16 protein-coding genes and 1 tRNA gene are annotated in these 22,422 nt (G+C 31.5%); 9 read left to right on the top strand and 8 right to left on the bottom strand.

Going from position 1 to position 22,422, the window contains the following annotated elements; translation table 11 throughout:
* The first annotated feature begins 347 nt into the window (after positions 1–347).
* The gene (locus tag DMZ43_RS12175) at positions 348–2,084 is read left to right on the top strand and encodes an FG-GAP-like repeat-containing protein (RefSeq protein WP_131508598.1); all 1,737 of its coding nucleotides are present in this window, start codon (positions 348–350) and stop codon (positions 2,082–2,084) included.
* Positions 2,085–2,152: 68 nt separating this feature from the next.
* Here DMZ43_RS12175 and murA read toward each other — a convergent pair whose 3' ends face one another.
* The 3 genes from murA to DMZ43_RS12160 all read right to left on the bottom strand — a co-directional run bounded on the left by murA (position 2,153) and on the right by DMZ43_RS12160 (position 4,494).
* Complete coding sequence (gene murA, locus DMZ43_RS12170) at positions 2,153–3,469, bottom strand: UDP-N-acetylglucosamine 1-carboxyvinyltransferase (protein WP_129761673.1); 1,317 nt, start codon at positions 3,467–3,469, stop codon at positions 2,153–2,155.
* A gap of 6 nt (positions 3,470–3,475) precedes the next feature.
* Positions 3,476–4,114, bottom strand: a complete 639-nt coding sequence (locus DMZ43_RS12165; protein WP_131508596.1) for a DUF4290 domain-containing protein — start codon at positions 4,112–4,114, stop codon at positions 3,476–3,478.
* An 86-nt stretch (positions 4,115–4,200) separates the two neighbouring features.
* Positions 4,201–4,494: a DUF493 family protein gene (locus tag DMZ43_RS12160; protein WP_131508594.1), complete on the bottom strand. Its 294-nt coding sequence runs from the start codon at positions 4,492–4,494 to the stop codon at positions 4,201–4,203.
* Between the two features lie 170 nt (positions 4,495–4,664).
* Here DMZ43_RS12160 and DMZ43_RS12155 point away from each other — a divergent pair, with 170 nt between their 5' ends.
* The 5 genes from DMZ43_RS12155 to DMZ43_RS12135 all read left to right on the top strand — a co-directional run bounded on the left by DMZ43_RS12155 (position 4,665) and on the right by DMZ43_RS12135 (position 9,216).
* On the top strand, positions 4,665–5,204 hold the full coding sequence (locus tag DMZ43_RS12155) for an AAA family ATPase (RefSeq protein ID WP_131508592.1): 540 nt from the start codon (positions 4,665–4,667) through the stop codon (positions 5,202–5,204).
* A 2-nt stretch (positions 5,205–5,206) separates the two neighbouring features.
* Complete coding sequence (locus DMZ43_RS12150) at positions 5,207–7,105, top strand: ATP-dependent DNA helicase RecQ (RefSeq protein WP_131508590.1); 1,899 nt, start codon at positions 5,207–5,209, stop codon at positions 7,103–7,105.
* A gap of 3 nt (positions 7,106–7,108) precedes the next feature.
* Positions 7,109–8,059: a methionyl-tRNA formyltransferase gene (fmt, locus tag DMZ43_RS12145; RefSeq protein WP_131508588.1), complete on the top strand. Its 951-nt coding sequence runs from the start codon at positions 7,109–7,111 to the stop codon at positions 8,057–8,059.
* Between the two features lie 195 nt (positions 8,060–8,254).
* A complete protein-coding gene (locus tag DMZ43_RS12140; RefSeq protein WP_129761679.1) occupies positions 8,255–8,527 on the top strand; it encodes an HU family DNA-binding protein in 273 nt (90 codons plus the stop codon).
* A gap of 125 nt (positions 8,528–8,652) precedes the next feature.
* Positions 8,653–9,216 (top strand): YqgE/AlgH family protein, encoded by a 564-nt coding sequence (locus DMZ43_RS12135; RefSeq protein WP_131508586.1) that lies wholly within the window; start codon positions 8,653–8,655, stop codon positions 9,214–9,216.
* Here the strand turns inward: DMZ43_RS12135 and DMZ43_RS12130 are convergent.
* Together DMZ43_RS12130 and DMZ43_RS12125 are read right to left on the bottom strand one after the other, a co-directional pair.
* Positions 9,213–10,058 (bottom strand): aminotransferase class IV, encoded by an 846-nt coding sequence (locus DMZ43_RS12130; protein ID WP_131508584.1) that lies wholly within the window; start codon positions 10,056–10,058, stop codon positions 9,213–9,215. The two genes, DMZ43_RS12135 and DMZ43_RS12130, sit on opposite strands and share 4 nt — an antisense overlap.
* A 55-nt stretch (positions 10,059–10,113) precedes the next feature.
* Entirely contained in the window at positions 10,114–10,506 is a 393-nt protein-coding gene (locus DMZ43_RS12125; RefSeq protein WP_129761682.1) for an START-like domain-containing protein, read from the bottom strand.
* 136 nt (positions 10,507–10,642) lie between these two features.
* Between DMZ43_RS12125 and DMZ43_RS12120 the strand changes: the two genes are divergently transcribed.
* The 3 genes from DMZ43_RS12120 to DMZ43_RS12110 all read left to right on the top strand — a co-directional run bounded on the left by DMZ43_RS12120 (position 10,643) and on the right by DMZ43_RS12110 (position 12,773).
* Positions 10,643–10,716, top strand: a tRNA-Met gene (locus DMZ43_RS12120).
* Between the two features lie 55 nt (positions 10,717–10,771).
* A complete protein-coding gene (locus DMZ43_RS12115; RefSeq protein WP_131508582.1) occupies positions 10,772–12,115 on the top strand; it encodes a tyrosine-type recombinase/integrase in 1,344 nt (447 codons plus the stop codon).
* 4 nt (positions 12,116–12,119) lie between these two features.
* Positions 12,120–12,773, top strand: a complete 654-nt coding sequence (locus tag DMZ43_RS12110) for a hypothetical protein (RefSeq protein WP_131508581.1) — start codon at positions 12,120–12,122, stop codon at positions 12,771–12,773.
* A gap of 519 nt (positions 12,774–13,292) precedes the next feature.
* Here DMZ43_RS12110 and DMZ43_RS12105 read toward each other — a convergent pair.
* Genes DMZ43_RS12105 through DMZ43_RS12095 form a run of 3 tightly spaced genes read right to left on the bottom strand, consistent with a single transcriptional unit; the run spans position 13,293 to position 22,421 of the window.
* Complete coding sequence (locus DMZ43_RS12105; protein ID WP_131508579.1) at positions 13,293–14,540, bottom strand: McrC family protein; 1,248 nt, start codon at positions 14,538–14,540, stop codon at positions 13,293–13,295.
* Positions 14,527–17,601: an EVE domain-containing protein gene (locus DMZ43_RS12100; protein ID WP_131508577.1), complete on the bottom strand. Its 3,075-nt coding sequence runs from the start codon at positions 17,599–17,601 to the stop codon at positions 14,527–14,529. Before DMZ43_RS12100 ends, DMZ43_RS12105 begins: the two co-directional genes overlap by 14 nt.
* 2 nt (positions 17,602–17,603) lie before the next feature.
* The gene (locus tag DMZ43_RS12095) at positions 17,604–22,421 is read right to left on the bottom strand and encodes a RecQ family ATP-dependent DNA helicase (RefSeq protein ID WP_131508575.1); all 4,818 of its coding nucleotides are present in this window, start codon (positions 22,419–22,421) and stop codon (positions 17,604–17,606) included.
* Between the last annotated feature and the right edge of the window lies 1 nt (position 22,422).

Here is a 22,422-nt window from a genome sequence, read left to right as displayed (position 1 = left end):
AACATCAGTTAAACCAACCCTTTGTTCAAGCTTACTAGCAGGACTAGATTGTGGTGTTTCAATTTGAGCATTCACGCTAAATGTAAACGCAATTGCCAAAGTGAGTAGTAATAGTTTTTCATTTTTGATTAGATTTTAATTAGAATTAATGTATCGCTTTTAAAAAATTAAAATTACAAATTAGAAAGTCCTCTAGATGTTAATAAAACCTTAAATTAAAGCATAAATCAACCATCTTGACCACAAAAAAAGACTAAACATTCTACAAACTTTTAAAGAACAAATTAACTAACAATTAGACAATTATATAATAAAAACACTATATTTAATCACAAAAAAATCTCATCATGATAAAAAAATTACTTTTAAGTAGTATACTACTTTTTCCTTCTATTTATTTCGCACAGGTAACATTTACTAATGCAACTTCAAATTTGGTAAACCCTAATTTAACTAGTGGAGTGGCCATAGGTGTTTGCGATATGAATGGAGACGGTTTAGATGACATCATTAGACTGGATGATGCAAGATATCTTCAAATAGAATATCAAAATACGAATGGCGTTTTCACAAGATTAAATTATGGAAATTTAGCTGGCACTGGTAATGAATGGGGACTATGTATTGCCGATGTTGATGAAAATGGCTATAACGATATTTTTACAGGAGGAGCTTACAATGGCAAAAAGCTATTAATTGCAAATTCAACTGGAACAAATTACACTTCAAATTCATTAAGTGGTTCAAATATTTTCATTCAAAACCTTAATTTTATTGATATTGACAACAATGGTACAATTGATATTTTTGCTTGTCATGATGAAGGTGTTTCATCTGCTTACAATAATGATGGCAATGGTAATATGACACAAGACAATGCTGGTTTAATAAATGCTGTTTCTACGATTCCTTCTGATAATTCAGGTAATTATGGTTCTATTTGGGTTGACTATGATAATGATGGCGACCAAGACCTTTACATCTCAAAGTGTAGACTTGGAGTAAGTAACCCAAACGATGGTAGACGTGTCAACCTATTATTTCAAAATGATGGCAGCGGTAACTTTACCGAAGTTGGTGTCGCAGCTGGTTTAGTGCCTTATGCACAATCATGGTCAGCTAATTTTGAAGACATAGACAACGATGGCGATTTAGACTGCGTGTTAATAAACCATGATGTTAGCAGTATTATATACGTAAATAATGGTAACGGTACGTTTACAGATATAACTGCAACTTCTGGGATTGCTACAGAGTTGAACGATTTAGGTAGTGGAGGAATTCAGGTTATTATGGAAGATTTTGACAATGACACTTTTATTGATCTTTTTATCACTAGTAGATATGCTTCTCATGCACTATTTAAAAACAATGGCGACCTTACTTTTTCAAAAATGCCATCACCTTTTGGTTTAGGCAGTGACAATATACAAAGTGCTGCTGTTGGAGACCTCAACAATGATGGTTTTATTGATGTTGTAGCTGGTTTTGCTATAGGCTATAACAGCCCAACAAACGACCCAGACATTTTATTCTACAACAATGGAAACTCTAATAATTGGAGTGAAATACGTTTACAAGGAGGTCCAAGTAATATTAATGGTATTGGAGCAAGAATAGAATTACATACTGCGACTGGTGTTCAAATTAGAGAAGTACGTTCGGGTGAAAGCTACGGAACTATGAACTCACTAATGACACATTTTGGTTTAGGAACACAAACTGCAATCACTAAGATAGTTGTTAAGTGGCCTTCTGGTATCGTTGATGAGTTATTTAACCCTAACATTAATGAATCTATATTAATTATTGAAGGTGCAACACTTGGAGACAATCAATTTACTAATACTGATATTAAAATTTATCCTAATCCAACAAAAAACAATGTAACTATTGAAGGCTTAAAAGATATTACTAATGCCTCTTATTCAATCTTTGATATTTCAGGGAAAATGATAAAAAACAATAGCATATTTTTTAACAATGAAGCTACTATAAATTTATCTAGTTATGATAGTGGTGTATACTTTGTACATCTTAAAACTGATAGTAAAAAACTTGTTTACAAGGTTGTAAAAGAATAACCTTGTATAGATACATACAAAAAAAGGCTTCGAAATTTCGAAGCCTTTTTTATACTTATATTTTAGGTTTAGTTACCTTCTACTCTAGTAATTTTTGCACCAATTGCTCTTAAGCGTTCATCAATATTTTCATAACCTCTATCAATTTGTTCAATATTATGAATTGTAGATGTTCCTTTAGCTGATAAAGCTGCTATTAATAAAGACACTCCCGCTCTAATATCTGGCGATGTCATAGTCGTTGCTTTTAATGTAGATTTAAAATCATGACCAATAACAGTTGCTCTATGTGGATCACATAGTATAATTTTCGCTCCCATATCAATCAATTTATCCACAAAAAATAGTCGGCTTTCAAACATTTTTTGGTGTACTAATACACTACCTCTAGCTTGTGTAGCCACTACCAAAACAATACTTAATAAATCTGGTGTAAATCCAGGCCATGGCGCATCAGCTACAGTAAGTATTGAGCCATCAATGTAACTTTGTATTTCGTAACCATCAGTATGCGCTGGTATATGAATATCATCACCTTGTTTTTCAACAGTAATACCTAGTTTTCTAAATACATTAGGTATTTGTCCAAGGTCATCCCAACTTACATTAGTAATGGTCAACTCACTTTTTGTCATTGCAGCAAGTCCAATCCAGCTTCCTATTTCAATCATATCAGGAAGCATTCTGTGTTCAGTTCCTCCTAAGCTATCAACACCTTCAATAGTTAGCATATTAGAACCTACTCCAGTTATCTTTGCTCCCATTCTATTGAGCATTTTACAAAGTTGTTGTAAATAAGGCTCACATGCAGCATTGTAAATTGTAGTAGTCCCTTCGGCTAAAACTGCAGCCATAACAATATTTGCTGTTCCTGTTACTGAAGCTTCATCTAAAAGCATATAAGTACCTTTTAGTTTTTCGGCTTCAACACCATAGAAATAGTCTTCGCGATTGTATCTAAATTTTGCACCTAAGTTTATAAAACCCTCAAAATGGGTATCTAGTCTACGTCTACCAATTTTATCACCTCCAGGTTTAGGAATATATCCTTTTCCAAAACGTGCTAAAAGTGGACCAACAATCATAATTGACCCTCTTAAACCTCTACCATCTTCTTTAAACTCGGCAGATTCAAGATATTTTAAGTTAACCTCATCTGCTTTAAACGTGTAAGACCCAGAACCTATTTTGTTGATTTTTACACCTAGCTTTTTTAATAATGCGATAAGTTTATTAACATCAACTATATCTGGTATGTTATTAATAGTTACTTGCTCTGGAGTTAGTAAAACTGCGCATAAAATTTGAAGTGCTTCGTTTTTTGCGCCTTGAGGTTGTATTTTTCCTTTTAATTGGTGACCTCCTTCAATTACAAATGTACCCATGAAATGTTAGTAGCGTTTTCTGTTACGATTAGAATTACTTTTTTTGTGTCCTTGTTTTTTAGAATACTTCTTTTTACCTCTCATTAAACTTGTTGAGTCCGAAAGGTCTTCATCACTATTCTTAAGGTTTATTTTACCACCTGAAAGTTCAAATAAATGATCAAAAATTACATCGTCTTCAACTGTGTCTTTGTTCCAGTTTAAGAAGCATTTTTTCATGTGGTTTGCAATGGTATAGATTAAAGCGTCTTTTAGCTCTCCTTCTTCCCATGTATTAGCAACGTCAATCATCGTCTTTATATTGTTTCCATAAAAACGATATTTAGGATGATTTTGCGGGTATGTTAAAGGCTCTGGTCTTGCTTGCAACTCATCTTTTGATGGTTGTGGATATGGCGAATCAGCATCTAGCTCAAAATCGGCCATAATAAATAATTGGTCCCAAAGTTTATGTTGAAAATCTGGTACGTCTCTTAAATGAGGTTGCAAATTTCCCATTACAGATATAATGGCTTTTGAGACTTTATTGCGCTCTTCCTTTGTTGGAAGTTCTTTAGCGTAATTAATCATTTTCTGCAAGTGCCTTCCATATTCCGGAATGATTAAATGCTCACGCTCTGTATTGTATTCTAAATCGTTTATCAAAATAAGATATAGGTATTTTATTACTGTGCATGTAGTTGTTTATGCACTAGCGCAAAATACAAAAAAATAATTAGTTCTATCTTAAATTATAATGAAATTACGCCTTCTACTTTCTCGGTAACTTCCTTATATTTTGCAATAACAGCATCAGGATCTCTCATCAATAAATTAATCGAAACACTAGTATATTTACCGTTTTTAGATTCAATAGTATTTATAACTGCTCCCATATTATCAAAAAGCGCTTCTATTTCAGCTATTTTATCTAGTTCTGATTTTACTATAAATTTATATAAATACTCTGAAGGCCAACTAGCTGTATCGTATAATTGTGCTCTTAATTTGTCATAAAATTCCTCTGTTCTTTTATCTTCTGCCATAGTTTTTATTTAAAAATGCAAAAATACATTTTGCTTTACTTTATTCTGTTATATTTTTCAGGTAATTGTTGCTTCAAAAATATTATGCAATTAAACCTTTGTTTTGTTAAAAAATAATTATTTTCGACCAAAACACATTATACGCTTTATATAGCTAAAATCTTGCCAATTTGAGTACGAAAACAATTGTTATTACTGGAGGACCAGGTACAGGAAAATCTTCTATAATTAACGAACTAAAAGAAAGAGGATATACTTGCTTTGATGAAATTTCGCGTCAAGTAACACTTGAAGCTAGAAAAAATGGTATAGAGCAACTATTTTTAACTGAACCTTTACTATTTAGCGAGCTTCTTTTAAAAGGTAGAATTAAGCAGTTTGAAGATGCAAACGCTCACAGCTCCAATACTATTTTTCTTGATAGAGGTATACCTGACATATTAGCATATATGGATTATATTGGTGACACGTATCCTGAACCTTTTATTGAGGCTTCTCAAAACCTTGTCTACGATCATGTTTTTGTTTTAGCACCTTGGCAAGAGATTTTTATTAGCGATGCTGAACGCTACGAAAATTTTGAGCAAGCAGTAGAAATACACAAACATTTACTAAACACTTACAAAAGATTCAACTACAATTTAATTGATGTTCCTTTTGGTCCTATTGAAGAAAGGGCTAACTTTATACTAGAGTTGTTAAATTTATAGTGATGCAACATCCTATAACCATACTTGAACATTATTTTAACCACACTAGTTTTAGACCACTGCAAGAAGACATCATTAATGCAGTACTAGATAATGAGGATACTTTTGTATTACTCCCTACTGGTGGAGGAAAATCTATTTGTTTTCAAATTCCTGCACTTATTAAAGACGGTATTTGTATTGTTATTTCTCCATTAATTGCCTTAATGAAGGACCAGGTTAATGCACTTAACCAAAAAGGAATAAAAGCAATGGCTTTAACAAGTGGCATTTCTTATGACAGGCTAGATACGCTTTTAGACAATTGCATTTATGGCAACTATAAGTTTTTATACTTATCTCCTGAACGTTTGCAACAACAAATTGTAAAAGATCGCATACAGCAAATGAATGTAAACCTAATTGCTGTTGATGAAGCGCATTGTATTTCGCAATGGGGAAACGACTTTAGACCTGCTTATAAAAACATAAGTATTTTAAGGCAATTACATCCTTCTGTTAATATTATTGCACTTACAGCTACTGCAAAAGCAAACGTTGTTGATGAAATTATAACCGAACTGGATTTTATTTCACCAAAAGTATTTAAAGCCTCATTTAGTCGTCCAAACATTTCGTATCAAATCATTGAAACCGAAGACAAGTATTATAAACTTGAGCAAGCTTTACAAGCCAATAAAGGATCGTCGATTGTTTATGTAAGAAATAGAAAAGCGACCGTTGAAGTAAGTGAGTTTTTAGCAAAAAAGGGGTTTAGTTGTACTTTTTTTCATGGTGGTATAAATACTAAAGAAAAGCAAGACCGTTTGTACCAATGGACCAACAATGCGGTTGAAATAATGGTTGCCACAACAGCTTTTGGAATGGGAATAGACAAAGCCGATGTAAAAAATGTTATCCACTTTAATTTACCAGAGAGTCTTGAAAGTTATTATCAAGAAGCAGGTCGAGCAGGAAGAAATGGTGATGATGCTTATGCTATTTTATTAAAAACAAATGCCGATGAGCAACATTTAAGAAATCAATTTTTAAAAACATTACCATCAATAGACTTTATAAAACTGGTATATAGAAAACTATGCAATTACTTTCAAATCTCTTATGGCGAAGGTGAACAAACCCAGTATCAGTTTAGTTTTGTCAATTTCTGTAAAGCTTATGACTTTAAATCTTCATTAACCTTTAACGCTTTACAAATATTAGACAGAAATAGTGTAATTAGCTTATCGCAACAATTCAATTATAAAACCAAACTACAATTTATTGTAAGTAATGCTGCGTTGTTCAATTATCTTGAAACTCATGAAAAGCAAGCTTTAATTATAAAATCTATACTTAGAACTTATGGAGGAATTTTTGAACATTTACTTAATATTAATGTTTCAATAATCGCCAAAAAAGCATCAACTACAGAAGAACACGTTCTTAAAGTATTAAGCCAACTTAAAACCGATGAGATTGTAGACTTTCAATATTCAAACACTGATTCTGAACTTACTTTTCTACAACCTAGAGAAGATGATAAAACCATAAACAGGATTGCTGCAAATATTGAAAAACAACATCAGCTAAAGCACGATCAAATTGAAGCTGTTTTACACTATACAAATACTAATTCTGTATGTAAAAACACTGTATTGCTAAATTATTTTGGCGAGAAAACCTCTACTAATTGCGGAATTTGTTCAGTATGCAAATCCAAAGAAAAATCTAAACATTCAACAGATACTAAATCCGTTAAAAATGGTATTATTGTTGCTTTAAAAGGACAAGACATGTCCTCAAGAGCATTGATAGAATTGCTTCCGTTTGATGACACCGAAATATTACATACTTTAAAATTACTGTTGGAGCACAACATTATAAGTATTACTCCAACAAACACATATAAATTAAATTAATCTATGACTGAAAAGTTACGAATAGTATTTATGGGAACTCCAGATTTTGCAGTTGCCACTTTAAAAACTTTGGTTGAACACAATTACAATATTGTAGGTGTAATTACTGCACCAGACAAACCTGCTGGTAGAGGACGAAAACTAAACGAATCGGCAGTAAAGGTTTATGCACAATCACAAAACCTTAATGTGATGCAACCTACAAATTTAAAATCTGAAGCTTTTCTAGATGAGTTAAAAGCACTAGATGCTAACCTTCAAATTGTAGTTGCTTTTAGAATGCTACCAGAAGTGGTTTGGAGCATGCCTAAATATGGAACGTTTAATCTCCACGCATCATTACTTCCTAATTACAGAGGTGCAGCTCCAATACATTGGGCTATTATTAATGGTGAAACTAAAACTGGTGTTACCACCTTTTTTATTGATGAAAAAATTGACACAGGAGCTATGATTCTTCAAAAAGAAACAACTATTTCTCCAAACGAAACTGTAGGTCAATTACATGACAAGCTAATGAGTATTGGTAGTGAATTGGTTATTGATACTGTTAAGCAAATTGAAAATAATGAAGTTACTACAACTATTCAACCTAAAAATGACAACCTAAAAACAGCCTACAAGCTTAATAAAGACAATTGTAAGATTGACTGGACTATGCCTTTAGATGCTATCTATAACAAAATACGAGGTCTTAATCCGTTTCCTTCTGCTTGGAGCTTTTTAGAAAACAACGGAGAAACTGTTAGTGTTAAAATTTTTGAAGTTGAAAAGGAGCATACAGCCCATTCAAATACTGTTGGTTCATTAAAAATTGACCATAACAGCTTAAAAGTTTCAGTCAAAGACGGTTACATTATTATTAAGGAAATTCAGCTTCCAGGAAAGCGAAAAATGGATGTAAAATCATTAATAAATGGATATTCATTTAATGACGACGCTAAAGTGCTGTAAACCCTTATATTTACTGATATATTAAAAACATCGATAAAAAGCACCTTCTTTATTAACAAATTCTCAAAGTTATTAACAAAAATTTGCATTTCCCTTGCTATTACTTGCGTGAATGGATATTCCGTATAAATTTGTACGAGGATTAACAATAACGTTTAACCCAACTATTATTTTAATAATTAAAAATTTAAATTTATGAACAAAACAGATTTAATCAATGGAATGGCAGAAAACGCTGGAATTACTAAAGCTGCTGCAAAAAAAGCATTAGATTCATTATTAATTGATATCGAAGGATCTTTACAAAAAGGTAACAGAGTTTCTTTAGTAGGATTTGGTTCTTGGTCAGTTTCTAAAAGATCTGCTAGAGAAGGAAGAAACCCTCAAACAGGACAAACAATAAAAATAAAAGCTAAAAACGTAGTAAAATTTAAAGCTGGTTCAGATTTAAATAATGCTATCAACTAGTATTTTAATTTCTTTTAAAAAAGCCCACTCCCTAAAAGTGGGCTTTTTTGTTTTATAGGGTTTCCTAGTCAAAATGTTGGTTTTTATTAAAATATGTTTTAGTTTTAATACAAAATCATTTGCCTATGATTACTTTAAAGCCCGAAAAAGGATACTTACTCATTGCCGAACCTTCTATTATTGGTGACATGTCGTTTAACAGATCAATAATTTTACTTGCCGATCATGGTACAGAAGGCTCTATTGGTTTTATTTTAAATAAACCTTTACAATACAAGCTAAAAGACTTAATAACAGATACTGACGCCGATTTTAAGATTTACAATGGTGGACCAGTAGAACAAGACAACTTATACTTTATCCATAAAGTTCCTGATTTAATACCTGACAGTATTGAGATTTCTTTAGGAATATATTGGGGAGGAGATTTTGAAGTTGTTTTAGACCTTATTAATAATAACAAGCTTAAACCCTCTGATATTAAATTCTTTTTAGGCTACTCTGGATGGGAACCTAACCAACTAGATATGGAGTTACAATCTAACTCTTGGGTAGTTTCAATGAACATGTATAAAAACGGTATCATTGAAAAAAGCTACGATAATTTCTTTTGGAAAGAGAAAATGCTAGAGTTAGGTGGTGATTATTCTATTTGGTCCAATGCGCCTGAAAACCCTAGTTACAACTAAGATAGTCTTACCTTAATATTTAATTTTTCAACTAGTAAAGTAGCTACATCAGTTGTGAAACTTTTCTTTCTATAATTGGTTATAGGTTGTATTCCTGTAATTACGTTTGTTGTAAACAGCTCATCTGCTTTTTGAAGCTCAAAAGGAGAAATTGATGCTTCTAAAAGCTCGTAATCTTCTAGTTTTGTAATTATCTCAATAAGTTGTTTTCGCATTATTCCTTTTAAGCAACCATCTTCTAGTGGTGGTGTTTTAATGGTTTTGCCTTTTACTAAAAACAAGTTTCCATTAAGTGCTTCAACTACATTTTTATTGGTATTAAGCAGTAAGCAGTTTTCAAAACTGTTTTCTTGAGCGTAAATACTTCCTAGAACATTAATAATTTTATTGTTTGTTTTTATAGTACTTAGTAAACCAGGAGACATATAGTAGTCTTTAAACAAATCGACAGTATAAGGTTTTGTATCTATAGTGTAAAACTCGTTTTCTAGTTCATCAACTACAATGCTATAATTTATGTTTTTAGTAATTGGCGTATACTTACCTCCTTCTCCTCTATCAATGTTTAATCTAACGCGAGCAGCAGACTTTGCTAAACCATTCACTGAAATTGTTTTGATAATTTCCTGCTCTAAAAATTCCATTGTAAACTCCATAGGAATTTCCATACGCAGAATACGCATAGAAGCCATAAGTCTAAAATAGTGATCTTCCCAAAAAAATATTTTGGAGTGCACCACTTTTAATGTTTCAAAAAGTGCGTCTCCATACTTATAACCTCTATTTTCTAGTGTTATATTTACTTCGTTTTGGTCTAAAATAGTTCCGTTTAAATTAACCATAAAAAAAATCCCGATTAAAAATCGGGACAAATATATCAATTATAAAAGTGTTTGTCTAAGCAGAACCTAAAACTTGTTTTAAATCTGAAATTTGATTATCCCAAAGCATTTTGGCTTCGTCAATTTCATCTTCTTCAGTAAAATCTGTCACAATCAAAGACACGTCTTTAGTTATTTCATCTACTTGAATTTTAATTTCAAAAAAATATGATGCTCCATCTTCATCGTCACTCATCCATCTAAATTTTATACGCTCGCCACTTTTTTTACTTAACATTTTTGCTTTCTCCTCACTACCATCCCAAATAAAGGTATATATTTCTCCTCTAGAATTTACATTATCAGCAAACCATTCAGATAGTCCTGAAGGCGTTGAAATATATTGATATAACAACTGTGGAGAAGCGTGAATAGGGAATTCCATTTCAAACTTAATCTTTTCGTCCATAGGTAAATTTAATTATAGTGCTCAATATATACATTAATTGTTTAGTTTAAAAACTAATTTTTAAAAAATATTTTAAGTGTATTATGTTTGTTGACATTAATTTTGTTTTTATATTTGCAGCCGCATTAGAGCAAATGGCGAGGTAGCTCAGTTGGTTAGAGCGTCGGATTCATAACCCGGAGGTCTCGAGTTCAAATCTCGATCTCGCTACAGAATTTTAATTATTTGTAAATAAACGGTTTAGTTCGCGCTAAACCGTTTTTTTATGTGTATTATTTATGAATTAATTACCTTAGAGTTTTCAAATGAACACGATTTAGAACACGAATTGGAACACAAAAGAAAATTTTCAACTCCTAAAATTTTTGATGCTAATGGCGATTTAAAGAAACGTTGGTATGTTTATTTCTCATATCGAGACCCAAATACGGGAAAAATGAAACGAATGAAAAATATCTATGGTGGTGTTAATAAATTCAAGACAAAAGCTGAGCGTTATAGTATTTTAAGTCTTTATCGCAAACGGCTACTTTACTTCTTAAAACAAGGCTACAATCCTTTTGAAGACAACACACAGTTATATAAAAAACATACCCAGTTCAAGAAACAAGAAAAGGAACACATTTTAGAAGAAAAACTCATTTCGAAACCAACAGTTTCTGAAAAACAAGTTCCAGCTAAGGAAATCGGCAAAGCGCCAAAGCCTAAGTCACCAAAGGTTTTAAAAGCATTTGAGCGCGCAATAGAACTCAAGACCAATGTCATCAAAGAGAAATCACTTGAAGATTATAAATCTCGGATTTTTGCACTTGAAAAATGGTTGAAAAAACATCATAAAGATGTCACACATGTTGAGCATATAACTAAAAAACATATTATAGAGTATCTAAACGAGGTACAACTACGTTCATCCGCTAGAAACAGAAACAATTACAAAACTGTTTTTAGTGCTATTTTTCAAGTTCTTGAAGACAATGAAATCATTAAAAAGAACTTTATAAAAAGTATTAAATCCTTAAAGACTAACCCAAAACGTCATAAAACTTATACGAATAGGGAGCAAGAAACCATATTTAAACACCTTTCAAAAAAAGATCCTTTACTTCTACTATACATTAAATTTATTTCCTACAATTTCCTGAGACCATTAGAAGTATGCAGACTAAGAATTAAGGATATTAATATTGATGAAAAGACTTTAAAGTTTGAAGCCAAAAATAAAGCTTTGAAAACAAAATTAATACCAAATCTTTTATTTGATGAATTACCTGATCTTTCAAAATTTAGTCCTAACGATTTACTATTTACATCTAAACAAATTGGTGGTGAATGGGATGCAACAGAAATCAATAGAAGGACTCACTTTGGCAAACGCTTTTCGAAAATTAAAAAGGAACTAGGATTTACTAACAACTATAGTTTATATAGTTTTAGACATACATTTATTACAAGATTATATCGAGCTATGGTCAAAGACTCCTCACCATTTGAGGCTAAAAGCAGGTTAATGTTAATTACAGGACATAGTACTATGGCTGCTTTAGAAAAGTATCTAAGAGACATTGACGCAGAGTTGCCAAAAGACTATTCAGATTTATTAAAACCGTAAAAAGATGCATAGAAAAATAGAAGAACTTATTGCCAGTGTTAAACAACCACTACTCTTTTTCTTGCCAAAGTCAAGTATTGAGAAATTTACTTCTATAAATTTGAATAATTTTGAAACTCACGATGTATTAAATAAGCTTTATATTTTTGCAACTGATGGTCGGGTGATACAAATTAAAAATGACTGTGACTATCTACAGATATTGAAAAAGGAAAAAATCCTAAAATCAAACTTGTTTGAATTAATACAATTAAAATCAATTTTAGACAAGTTAGCTTTTGATTTCTTTATAAATGAATATTACAAGGAAGTTGCAACTTGGACTTTTACCACTGAAATTATTAAAAATGAAGCTGCAAAACATGCTAAAAATTACAATATCAGTTCACAGGAATATCTAAATTACCAACATAACATATTAAAAAAGCATTGCAACGACGTAGTACAACATTTTGCAACAATTGATATCCAACCTCAACAAACCAACCGAATATTAAACCTACCTACATTTAATAATAAATTAGATGTAGAAAAAAGTAGTACCACTACCACCCCAAAATCATCACTTAATAAGAATGAAGATAAAACATTATTAAAACCTACAGTAAAAGAGATCGACACATTCCTATTACAAAATGTATTTAGTGTAAATTTATAGAGTACTTTTAAGTAGTTGCACTACCATTACTTCCATTCTATTAGATTTTCAGTAATTAATTGGTTCCATAATTAAAAAGTTGTACAACATAACTGAGAAGTTGCACCACCATCTCAACAATTACTACATTTACTAAATTATTGAATAAAATGCTCTACAACCAACTAACTAAATGGTTGCACAACTACAAAATACGAGCTTAGTTTTGATCGAAATTCAAGGTTAAATCGGACTACTTACTTTTTAAATGCGCTACAACCAACATAAAAAGTTGCACCACTATATTTAAAACTACGACTTTTATTTCAAAATAAATAAAATGTGGTACTTCACTCTATAAAAATGTTGCACTACCAGAACACTAGAATGTAAATCTAAAAACTTATACCGTGATAAAAAGGTTACAACTAATCTGTAATCTTGTTGCGTTAAAACTGAAGTCAATTTTACATAACATTACTATTTAAATTTGAATCATACATTACTTGTTAAATAGTATTATTTTTTAAATTAAGTCACTTAGATTGTAACTTCTATAATTCTTAATATATCTAAGCCAATATCAGGGTTTAAATTTTTTCCACAACTATCAAAGACATCTACCATCCCTAATTTACATTGATGCTTAATATCCTTTGGTTCATTTTCTTCTGACTTCGAATAATCATCAGTCTTATAATCTTGAAATTCAAAATTGCTATCACCAGGATATAACAGTATTCCTTTTTTAGCATCCCAAAATCTGCAATAGGTATATATTTGTCGGAGATCATTTACAGATGCTGATAATTTTGGACGTTTCCATTTCGTATCTATGATATAGGCTTCATCATTTTTTCTTAGTACGATATCTGGTCTTAGGTAGTTATTACCCCAAAATGGTTTAGATTCCTGTCCTGAAATTTCAAAATTATATTGATCACTAATCTTGGTGAGTTGCTTTAATATGTAAGTTTCCCACAACTCATTCATATCAAATAGTAAAGACAACATTTTTTCTTTACCACTTGAAATGTCAGGCGAAAAATTTAAAATAATCAATCTTGCCAACTCTAAAGCATACGAATAGTCTTTGGTCTTTCTATTTAGCTTTATGTTCTCTAATTGATTTTTAGTAATGTTAGAATTTGAGACTTCAGGAAAGTTTAATTGCGCTCTTTTCACATGATCGTACAATCGCGTCCCTTTTGTAAAATAACTAACAATTGACAATGCTTTATATAATACTTGGTGCAGTAGATGATTCTCATCATATACTTGATGCGTGGTATAAAATCGCTCTTTATGAATTATATTTTTTTGAAGATGACCAGCAAACTCCAGTTTTCCTTTTAATGCTTTGGTGTTTTTGGTTTGCTTTCGGTATTTTTTCACTAATCCTTTTCTAAGTAAACTATCTATTTCTTGCAAATACAGCTCAAAATAGACTTCTAAAAGGTTTAGATTCTTACGATTTACGTTGGCAAATCCAACCGAACTTGCCTTTAGTTTACCACAAGCCTTTAACATATTTAACAAAACACCGCTCCATCGAGAATCGTCATCATCCTTATCTGCCTTTGGGTGAATTTGAATAACTAAACCATTGACTTGAATAATACCAACATATTGGTTAAATTTTAATCCTTTTGCAATAGGTTCAAAATATTTACCATCATGATACTCATTAAGTTTTAATAAGGCATCAAGATGCACCTGTTTAAAACCATTTGTACCAACCAATAAACGTTGATGTTCAAATACTGATATTTGTTTAATTTTCTTCAACAGCCTTATTTAATAATTGATGTAAAGCATCTATAATATTTTCAGAATCAATGATCTTTAAATTATAACTAGGTATTTTAAAATCTTCGGAATTTTCATAACCAAAATCTGCAAAGGTTATTTTGTCATTCTTAATTGTTTCAACAAACCCCTTTCCTAACACTAAACCTATTTTACCATAATCTCCATAAAAGTATTCTTGTAGGAGTGGTACAATCTTATTATTAAAAGCATGTGCCAACTTCTCTTTAGTATTAGCATTTACGAAATACGAATGTCCTATGGTGTGATCTCGATCAACTAATAGCTCTATACGTTTATTAATTGTCTCTAAAACTTCTGACAATAAAACTTCTTCGACTTCTAAACCTTCAATTACATCTACATTAGGCATCATTTCTTTAAATTCAAATCGACGACGTAACGCTGTATCTAAAGCTTCTACTGAACGGTCTGCGGTATTCATGGTTCCATAGATATCTAAATTTGATGGCACACTAAATTTCTTCTTAGAATATGGAAGTTCTATTGATATTTCATTAATTGCTCCTCGCCTTTTATCCTTTTCTATTAAAGTTATAAGCTCACCAAAAATAGCAGACACATTTCCTCGGTTTATCTCATCAATAAAAATAGCATATCGGTTATTAGGATCTAATGCAGCATCTTTACAGATTTCTTTAAAAATTCCATCTTCTATTTTATAACCTAAATCTTCTGACATTTCAGTATTATCAGACATAACAGGTTTAATACCTTCAATAAAATCCTCATAGCTAAATGACTGATGAAACGTTACAAATTTGTATCGTTTTATTTCTTTGTCGGGACTAGGATTAAAGTTCTCCACCTTGTTAATCAACTCATATAATTCAGGCACCTCGTTATCGACTTTGTCTTTTAAAATTTCCCAACTAGAATCTTCTGTTTTATTAAAAATAAGTGGTTGTTGTTTTGACTTTACATTGACATAATTACACTCTTCAATTGTATGACTCTGCAACTGTCCCCAAAGCGTTGGTTTTACCGTGTTAGAATTAGATAGTTCCGCCTTTTTTTGTACCCATTTATGATTAAAAACATCATTAACTTTAGATTTACCTAATTGTAAAAGTGCAATTGCAATAACTTCCCACCATGAACACTCTTTCACAACAGATTCAAAATGTTGATCTAAACTAATAGAAGTTTCTTTTGTTGTATATAATGGAAAAAGTTCTCTTTTTAACGCATATGTTTTTCCTGTACCTGGTGGTCCGTAAAAAATTTGATTCTTGGCGAGAGTCATTTGCTTATCTTTTATTATGTTAGATTTGATTTCAAAGACATAATTTTCAAAATCAATGTCATTAAATTTTGAATAACCCGATCTCTTAGTTTTATCTAAAACAGCTCCAACAGCATCAATAACAGTTCTCCTCTCATCAACTTGTAAAACAAGTTCATTAAGGTAGTTATAGTATGTCTTTGGAGATTGTCCTGAGAACTCAGTACTCCTATCGGTAAGTCTTACAGTAGATATTACACCAAAATTCTCTTTATTTTTAGAATTGTAAACATTGCAACAATATTTTTGACCAACAATAAAATTTAGACTATTCTCCCTAACACTAAAGACAACCCTAGGATCATTAGGTTTTAATTCCAATGATTTTATTACAGATCTTAAGAAAGTTATATAATTATTAAAAACTGTAGAGTCTAATTTTACTCTTGTCTTTTCAAAAGAATTATCTTCATTAACAGTTCCCAAACTTAACAATGCATTGTACTCTTCTTCTGTTGCACTAAAATTAGTGCCTTGATTGCCACCCTTGAAATTTGAAAAAATTGGGTCTGTAAGAACCTCATCTTTTAATATAGGTCTATCTGTAAATTCTTTTGTTATTTTAATTTTTACACGTTCTGTAGCTTCAATCTCTTTAGTGTTTGTATAGTACTGTATTTCAAATTCATCTTCCTCCATTCTTTCAACATTAGAAATAACCTCAGCTAAAGCATAACATCCAGATTCCTCACCTGTTTGCCAAAGAATTATTTTATCACCAATTTTGATATTGTCTTTATGAGCAGCTACCTTCCAACTGCTTACATGTTGCGCCTTCAATGCAGCTGTCAAATCATATATCTTAGGATTTCCTTGAAAAACCCAATAGTTTATTTCATCTTTCTTTTCTAGCATTTGATATAGAATATCTTGAGCTAATAACAAATGATTATCTCCTTTGTAATATTCTGGAATTAGACCTTTCACAAGATCTATCAATTCCACATCATCTACTATATAATCCTCAATTAGATTATTAATCAACTCTAAATAATGAATATATTTTTCATTTTTCTTAGCTTGTTTTATCCCTAGTAATTTGCAGTAGGCTTTATAAAATGAATGTTTATAGAACGTATATTTATCAGGATTTCGATAGGTTAAATAGGTTGCAATTGTGCGTTCATCTTGATGATGCTGCAAGGTTTCTCCAATACTTCTATAAAGTTTTAGAGTTTCTGTATTGTAATTTTTAATTCTGGTTTTTAAATCAATCTGTTCATCAAACAACTGTTTTAAGAGCGATCGTATCTCTTCAGGCTTTTCAGTTACTAAGTGCTTTAAAACTGCTTTACTCATTGCATACAATAAATTACTATAGTCTATGCCTTTAAGTTCTTCCCATAAGTTATCTGCATCTAAATTTGGTTTGCCTTTATAAACATTTAACAGCTCCCACTTATATCTTTCATCTTTTAAACCTGTATTTTTTATACGCTGCTTATAGTTTTCTATTAAATTAATAATTGGGTCTCTTTTTTTACTGACTGAGAATCCATTTCGCTCTAAAGCATTGAAACAATCGGTACCGACACCACCTTTGAAATAGCGCTCAATTTTTCGACCTTCGGCATGAAAATTAGCATAGGCCATAATTGCTTTTGGTGGATACGCTTTTCCTTCGTGAACAATGTCGTAAGTTGAAGATGGACCAAACTCGTTTGGGTAGCCTTTTTCTTCAAAGTCTTTTATTCCTTGTATTATGTGTTCTCTTGTAACTGAATCAAATTCCATAGTTATTGATATGTACTTAAACCTTTTTTAAACGTTATTCTTGGTAATACAATTTTGTATTGCTTGTTATCATCTTTATTATACCAAAACACAATATATTCAACACGAGCGTTAATAAGCTTATAACCTTGACTTAACATTGGATTGTATGTGTTTTCGATGAATTTTTTTGAAAACAATAATAAATTGCCCTTATTAGACTTTTTCAGTCCTGGTATTTTATCACTCCCAAAAATCATTTCGTCCTCCTCAAGTAATTCTCCAGTTTTGATGACACGAAGTATTCTAAGTGCATCAGGATAGTTCTGAGAGCTTAATCTAACATCTTTATGATTCAGAATCATATCATATTGTGAAGGAGGTTCAAGTTTACCTTCATACTTAAATAAGGAAAGATAATCTGCTTTAATAGCATCATAAAATTGAACATTTGAATGAATATGTAACGTTTTCTTTGCTCTCGAACTTGCTACATATAATAATCTTCTTGACTCAGAACTTGAGTAGTCGAAGTTATTAAGCATCATTATGACATGGTCAAACTCCTTTCCTTTTGACTTATGCATTGTTGATACAATAATTTTGTCTGAATTTGGCAAAATAGCATCCTCCATATTGATTTCTCTGCAATACTCCCTCCAATCGACTAATAATTTCTTTTCTGGATTGGCAAAATCAAATTTTCTAATTAAATCTATACATGTTTGAAAATGTAAGGAATGTTGAAATTGTTGCTGAAACCATGTATTAGCTTCTTCCCAATTTGCTTCTAATATGATACCTGATTCACCTATTGAATCTTTTAAATGACTGTCAAAGGATTGAATCTCAAACAAATCAGACACACGAAACCCTTCAAAACCAGCTATTAGCCTTGTTGGAATTCCTTTCTTATTTAGTAAAGAACTGATTAACAAAGCCTCCATGTTAGTTCTCGTCAAAACAGCTTTTGTTCCCGTTAACTTCAAACTGGCTATGTAATCAGATGTAGGCTGCTCTATATATTTCCCATCATATTTTGCAATATGAACACTCCCTCCACCTCTACTTTTACCAGCAATGAGCTGTTGTGACTTAAGTCTGTTCTTTAAATAAATAAGAACTCTATTGTTAAAATCAACTATTTCAGGGTAACTCCTATAATTTTTTGGCAAGGTATAAAGTGTTGCCTCATAAGACTTCCTGAACTTTGCCATATAAGCATTAGATGACCCTCTAAAACCATAAATATTTTGATCATCATCTCCTACTGCAATAACCCTTGGATTTTCTGCTTTTTTAATTATTAATTCGATTAAATCCCACTCTTCCTTATTAATATCTTGAAACTCATCAAACATTAATATGCTTTTGTTTTCAATTTGTGAAATATCAATATCATCATTTTCAATTGCCTTGATACAATCTCTGATGACATTCTGAGACTTATAGAGATCTCCTAATTGTCCCAATAATTGAAAGCAAAAACCGTGAAATGTATTTATTTTAATTAATCCAGAATATTCAGGAATAAGTTTTCTTACACGATGTTTAAATTCTAATGCGGCAGCTTTTGAAAAGGTAAGCATCAAAAACTGTTCTGGTTTTATATCTTCTATCAATAATAAACTCGCAATCTTATGCACTAAAACTTTTGTTTTACCGCTTCCAGGACCTGCATATACCAAAATCTTATCAGATTTGTTATCATTTATAACTTTACTCTGATCTGTATCTAAATCTCCAATGATTTCAATAAATCGTTTTGGTGTTATTGAACGCTGAATTTCTTTTTTCTTTCTTGGAAAATATCTTGCCAAAAATTCCTCATAGCCAAGCGTAAAATAATCGTTAACATAAGTTAAAGCTGACTCATAATTTTCAACACATTTCCTTGCATATTCCCCAACGATATGAATTTGTTCAGTACGATGAAGGTAAAAATCTTTCATTTTTTCGTAGTCATCGACCGTAAAGGTTCTCTTTTGCGTATCAACTTCCGATATATTGAGCTTATTGTAGGAAACCATAAAGCCACCTTCTAATTTAATTGCCTTTATATCATTTAAGTATAATAAGCATTGCTCATACTTCTTGGTATTTTCTTCTATGAGCTCACCCATGAATTGATTAGATTCTTTTAACTCGATTAAGCTAAATGATACTGGTACTTCGTCTCTATTTCCTTGGTGCTTCGTGTTTGAGTTTGCTAGATTTTCTAAATAACCTAATGTTGATAATGTAAGATTATGCCTCCATTTAATATCATCAAGTAACCTATCTTTATTGATGAAAATAATTTCATAAATATCTCTCTCCTTGTCTTTTCGACTTTTCTTCACAAATCTATTTTTATCCCAATAGGTCAAAAGTAATCTAATATGCTCAACGCTAGATTCAATTATACCGTCATCTAATAGTCTTTGATTAAGTTCCCTTAAAGGGATGGTAATTTTATTAGATTTAATTTGTTGTACTAATCCTTTCTCTATTTTTAGAATTGCATCAAGTATCTTGGTGGAACTATTCTTAGATTGCATTAAATTTAAAAAGGCCGTTAAATCTTTAGCATCACCTAAAATTGCATGATCTCTTAGTATGCGAATAACATCTTGTATTCTGCGTGTGTTTAATTGCGTAATATCTGCCAGATAATCTACACGTGTTTCTTTATCTGTAATAATTCTTTTGAGTACGGTTGCACAATCTTTTTTATCTTCTTCAGTAAGACGTTTGCTTCTGTGTAAAATATCTTGTCCACTACTAAAACTTTTTACCAATAAACTATCTGCAAAAACCCTAGGTGTATTTAAAGACCTAACCAAAAAGCCTTGATTTTCTAATGCTGAAATCGCTGTCTTTACTTTAGTTTCGAGATCTAACATTTCTGCATCCCAACCAGACTTTTTGGCTATCTCTAAAGCAGACTGACTAATTTTACTACGATATTTAGCTTGACCTTTTATGGCCCTCCATATATCTTTAATCTCTTTATGATTAAGCTTAGTTTGTTGCAATAAACTAAAATGTTTGTTCAAATCCTCATCACTAAATAAGATATAGCACTTGGCTTGAATACGCTCATCTCTACCTGCTCGCCCTGCCTCTTGGATATAATTTTCCAGAGAATCTGAAATATTATAATGAATAACAGTTTTAACATTTTCTTTATCCACACCCATACCAAAAGCAGACGTTGCCACTATTATTTCTTTTTCCCCCTGAATGAAGAGGTTCATGTTTTCTTTCTTTTGGTCTTTATCTAATTTTCCATGAAAAAAAGTGGCATCAAAACCGGCTTCATTTATAAGTCCACTTATTTCCTCTACACGTTTGGTCCTTGAAGCATAAATAATAACTGGTTTTTCACAAGTTTCAAGTATAGGCAGCAAATAGCTCATCTTTCTTGCCGGATCTTCAACATTAACTACCTCATAGGCTAAGTTCGTCCTGCCCTTGTTTGTTATGTATTCATTCAACTCTAGACCTAGCCTGTCTTCAAAATAAAATTTAATGTCCTTTATAACTTCTGGTTTGGCTGTTGCTGTAAAACAAGACACAGGTATTTGACTCCTATTTTTCTCAGTTTCGATTTTCTTTATAAAGTCTGCAATAAAGAGATAATCTACCCTAAAGTCTTGTCCCCAATTAGAAAAACAATGTGCTTCATCAATAACTACTCTACCTATAGTTCTAGAAAGAATCAATCGATAGATAGATGGTGATCTAAGGGACTCTGGTGACAAATACAGTAAATCGGCTCTTCCATCTGAAACCATTTCAAAAGCCTCCTGACGTTCTAAAGGAGATAATAAACCATTTATAGCAACAGCTCTTGTAATTCCAAAACGATCTCTTAAATTATCAACTTGATCCTTCATTAAGGATATCAAGGGAGAAATAACAACTGTTAAATGCCTGGTTGAAGCACCTCGCATTAAGGCTGGTAACTGAAAGGTCAAGGATTTACCACCACCTGTTGGAAACACGGCTACAAAGGACTCTCTTTGCAAACCAGCTCTTACGGCTTGCTCTTGTAGACTTATTGCTCTATTTTCTTCAAACTTTCTAAAATCAGAATAGTTAAAGTATTCCTGAAGCGCTTTTTTGGGATTTAATTTATTTTCACAATAACGACACTTTGGATCACCACAAAGGTTAAATCTAATTTCATTAAGAATTTGTTCCGCCTCTGGAAACTCATTCTGAACCCATGGTGGTAATACAGCACCTTTATCACCTAATTTTAATAAGGTAAATACATATGACAAACCAACTGGATTGTTTTGTATAAAATCTTCTAATTTGATATTAGAACAAATAGTCTCTCCTAAGATTTTTTTAATACTGGTGTCTTCAACATTAGAATGGTTAAAACCAGCTAAATCAAAAAAAGAATTAAATGCAGGTTGTTCTTTTAAAAGCATATAATACACGCTCTTCTCGGAATTACTTAAAGCATTAAATCGATTCAGTTCTTTTATTAAGTAATTCTCTGTTAACTTACAATCTGAAAGCGGATTATTTACTTCCGAAGGGTTTACTATTCTATAGCCTTTGGTGAGTTTATGGTTGGGGCGTTTTACAAAAAGTAATGGTGACCATAATAAAGTATCTACATATTTTTTATTGTCAAAAATTGAACTCCCTAACTTTTTTTTGAGTTCAGGTATGTCGTGCTTTATAATATTATGACCACAAATATATTTTGCCGCCTTTATCCATTGCTCTAGTTTAGCCGTATTCCTTTCATGTAATTCTTTACCATTGAATACCGCTCCGTAATCAATGGTTTTACTTTTAGGGTTAGTCTCTATGTCAAGAAAAAGTACGTTTTGCATA

It is taken from the genome of Meridianimaribacter sp. CL38, from assembly GCF_004328055.1.
GTDB lineage: Bacteria > Bacteroidota > Bacteroidia > Flavobacteriales > Flavobacteriaceae > Gaetbulibacter_B > Gaetbulibacter_B jejuensis.
The sequence above is the reverse complement of the archived record's forward strand: the minus strand, read 5'-3'. Positions and strand labels throughout refer to the sequence as shown.

Excerpts from the sequence above, each read along its gene's own strand:
- fmt (WP_131508588.1), top strand. The coding sequence starts at position 7,109 with ATGACTGAAAAGTTACGAATAGTATTTATGGGAACTCCAGATTTTGCA.
- DMZ43_RS12135 (WP_131508586.1), top strand. The coding sequence starts at position 8,653 with ATGATTACTTTAAAGCCCGAAAAAGGATACTTACTCATTGCCGAACCT.
- DMZ43_RS12095 (WP_131508575.1), bottom strand. The coding sequence starts at position 22,421 with ATGCAAAACGTACTTTTTCTTGACATAGAGACTAACCCTAAAAGTAAA.
- DMZ43_RS12130 (WP_131508584.1), bottom strand. The coding sequence starts at position 10,058 with ATGGTTAATTTAAACGGAACTATTTTAGACCAAAACGAAGTAAATATA.
- DMZ43_RS12150 (WP_131508590.1), top strand. The coding sequence starts at position 5,207 with ATGCAACATCCTATAACCATACTTGAACATTATTTTAACCACACTAGT.
- DMZ43_RS12115 (WP_131508582.1), top strand. The coding sequence starts at position 10,772 with ATGTGTATTATTTATGAATTAATTACCTTAGAGTTTTCAAATGAACAC.
- murA (WP_129761673.1), bottom strand. The coding sequence starts at position 3,469 with ATGGGTACATTTGTAATTGAAGGAGGTCACCAATTAAAAGGAAAAATA.
- DMZ43_RS12110 (WP_131508581.1), top strand. The coding sequence starts at position 12,120 with ATGCATAGAAAAATAGAAGAACTTATTGCCAGTGTTAAACAACCACTA.
- DMZ43_RS12125 (WP_129761682.1), bottom strand. The coding sequence starts at position 10,506 with ATGGACGAAAAGATTAAGTTTGAAATGGAATTCCCTATTCACGCTTCT.
- DMZ43_RS12175 (WP_131508598.1), top strand. The coding sequence starts at position 348 with ATGATAAAAAAATTACTTTTAAGTAGTATACTACTTTTTCCTTCTATT.
- DMZ43_RS12140 (WP_129761679.1), top strand. The coding sequence starts at position 8,255 with ATGAACAAAACAGATTTAATCAATGGAATGGCAGAAAACGCTGGAATT.
- DMZ43_RS12100 (WP_131508577.1), bottom strand. The coding sequence starts at position 17,601 with ATGGAATTTGATTCAGTTACAAGAGAACACATAATACAAGGAATAAAA.
- DMZ43_RS12160 (WP_131508594.1), bottom strand. The coding sequence starts at position 4,494 with ATGGCAGAAGATAAAAGAACAGAGGAATTTTATGACAAATTAAGAGCA.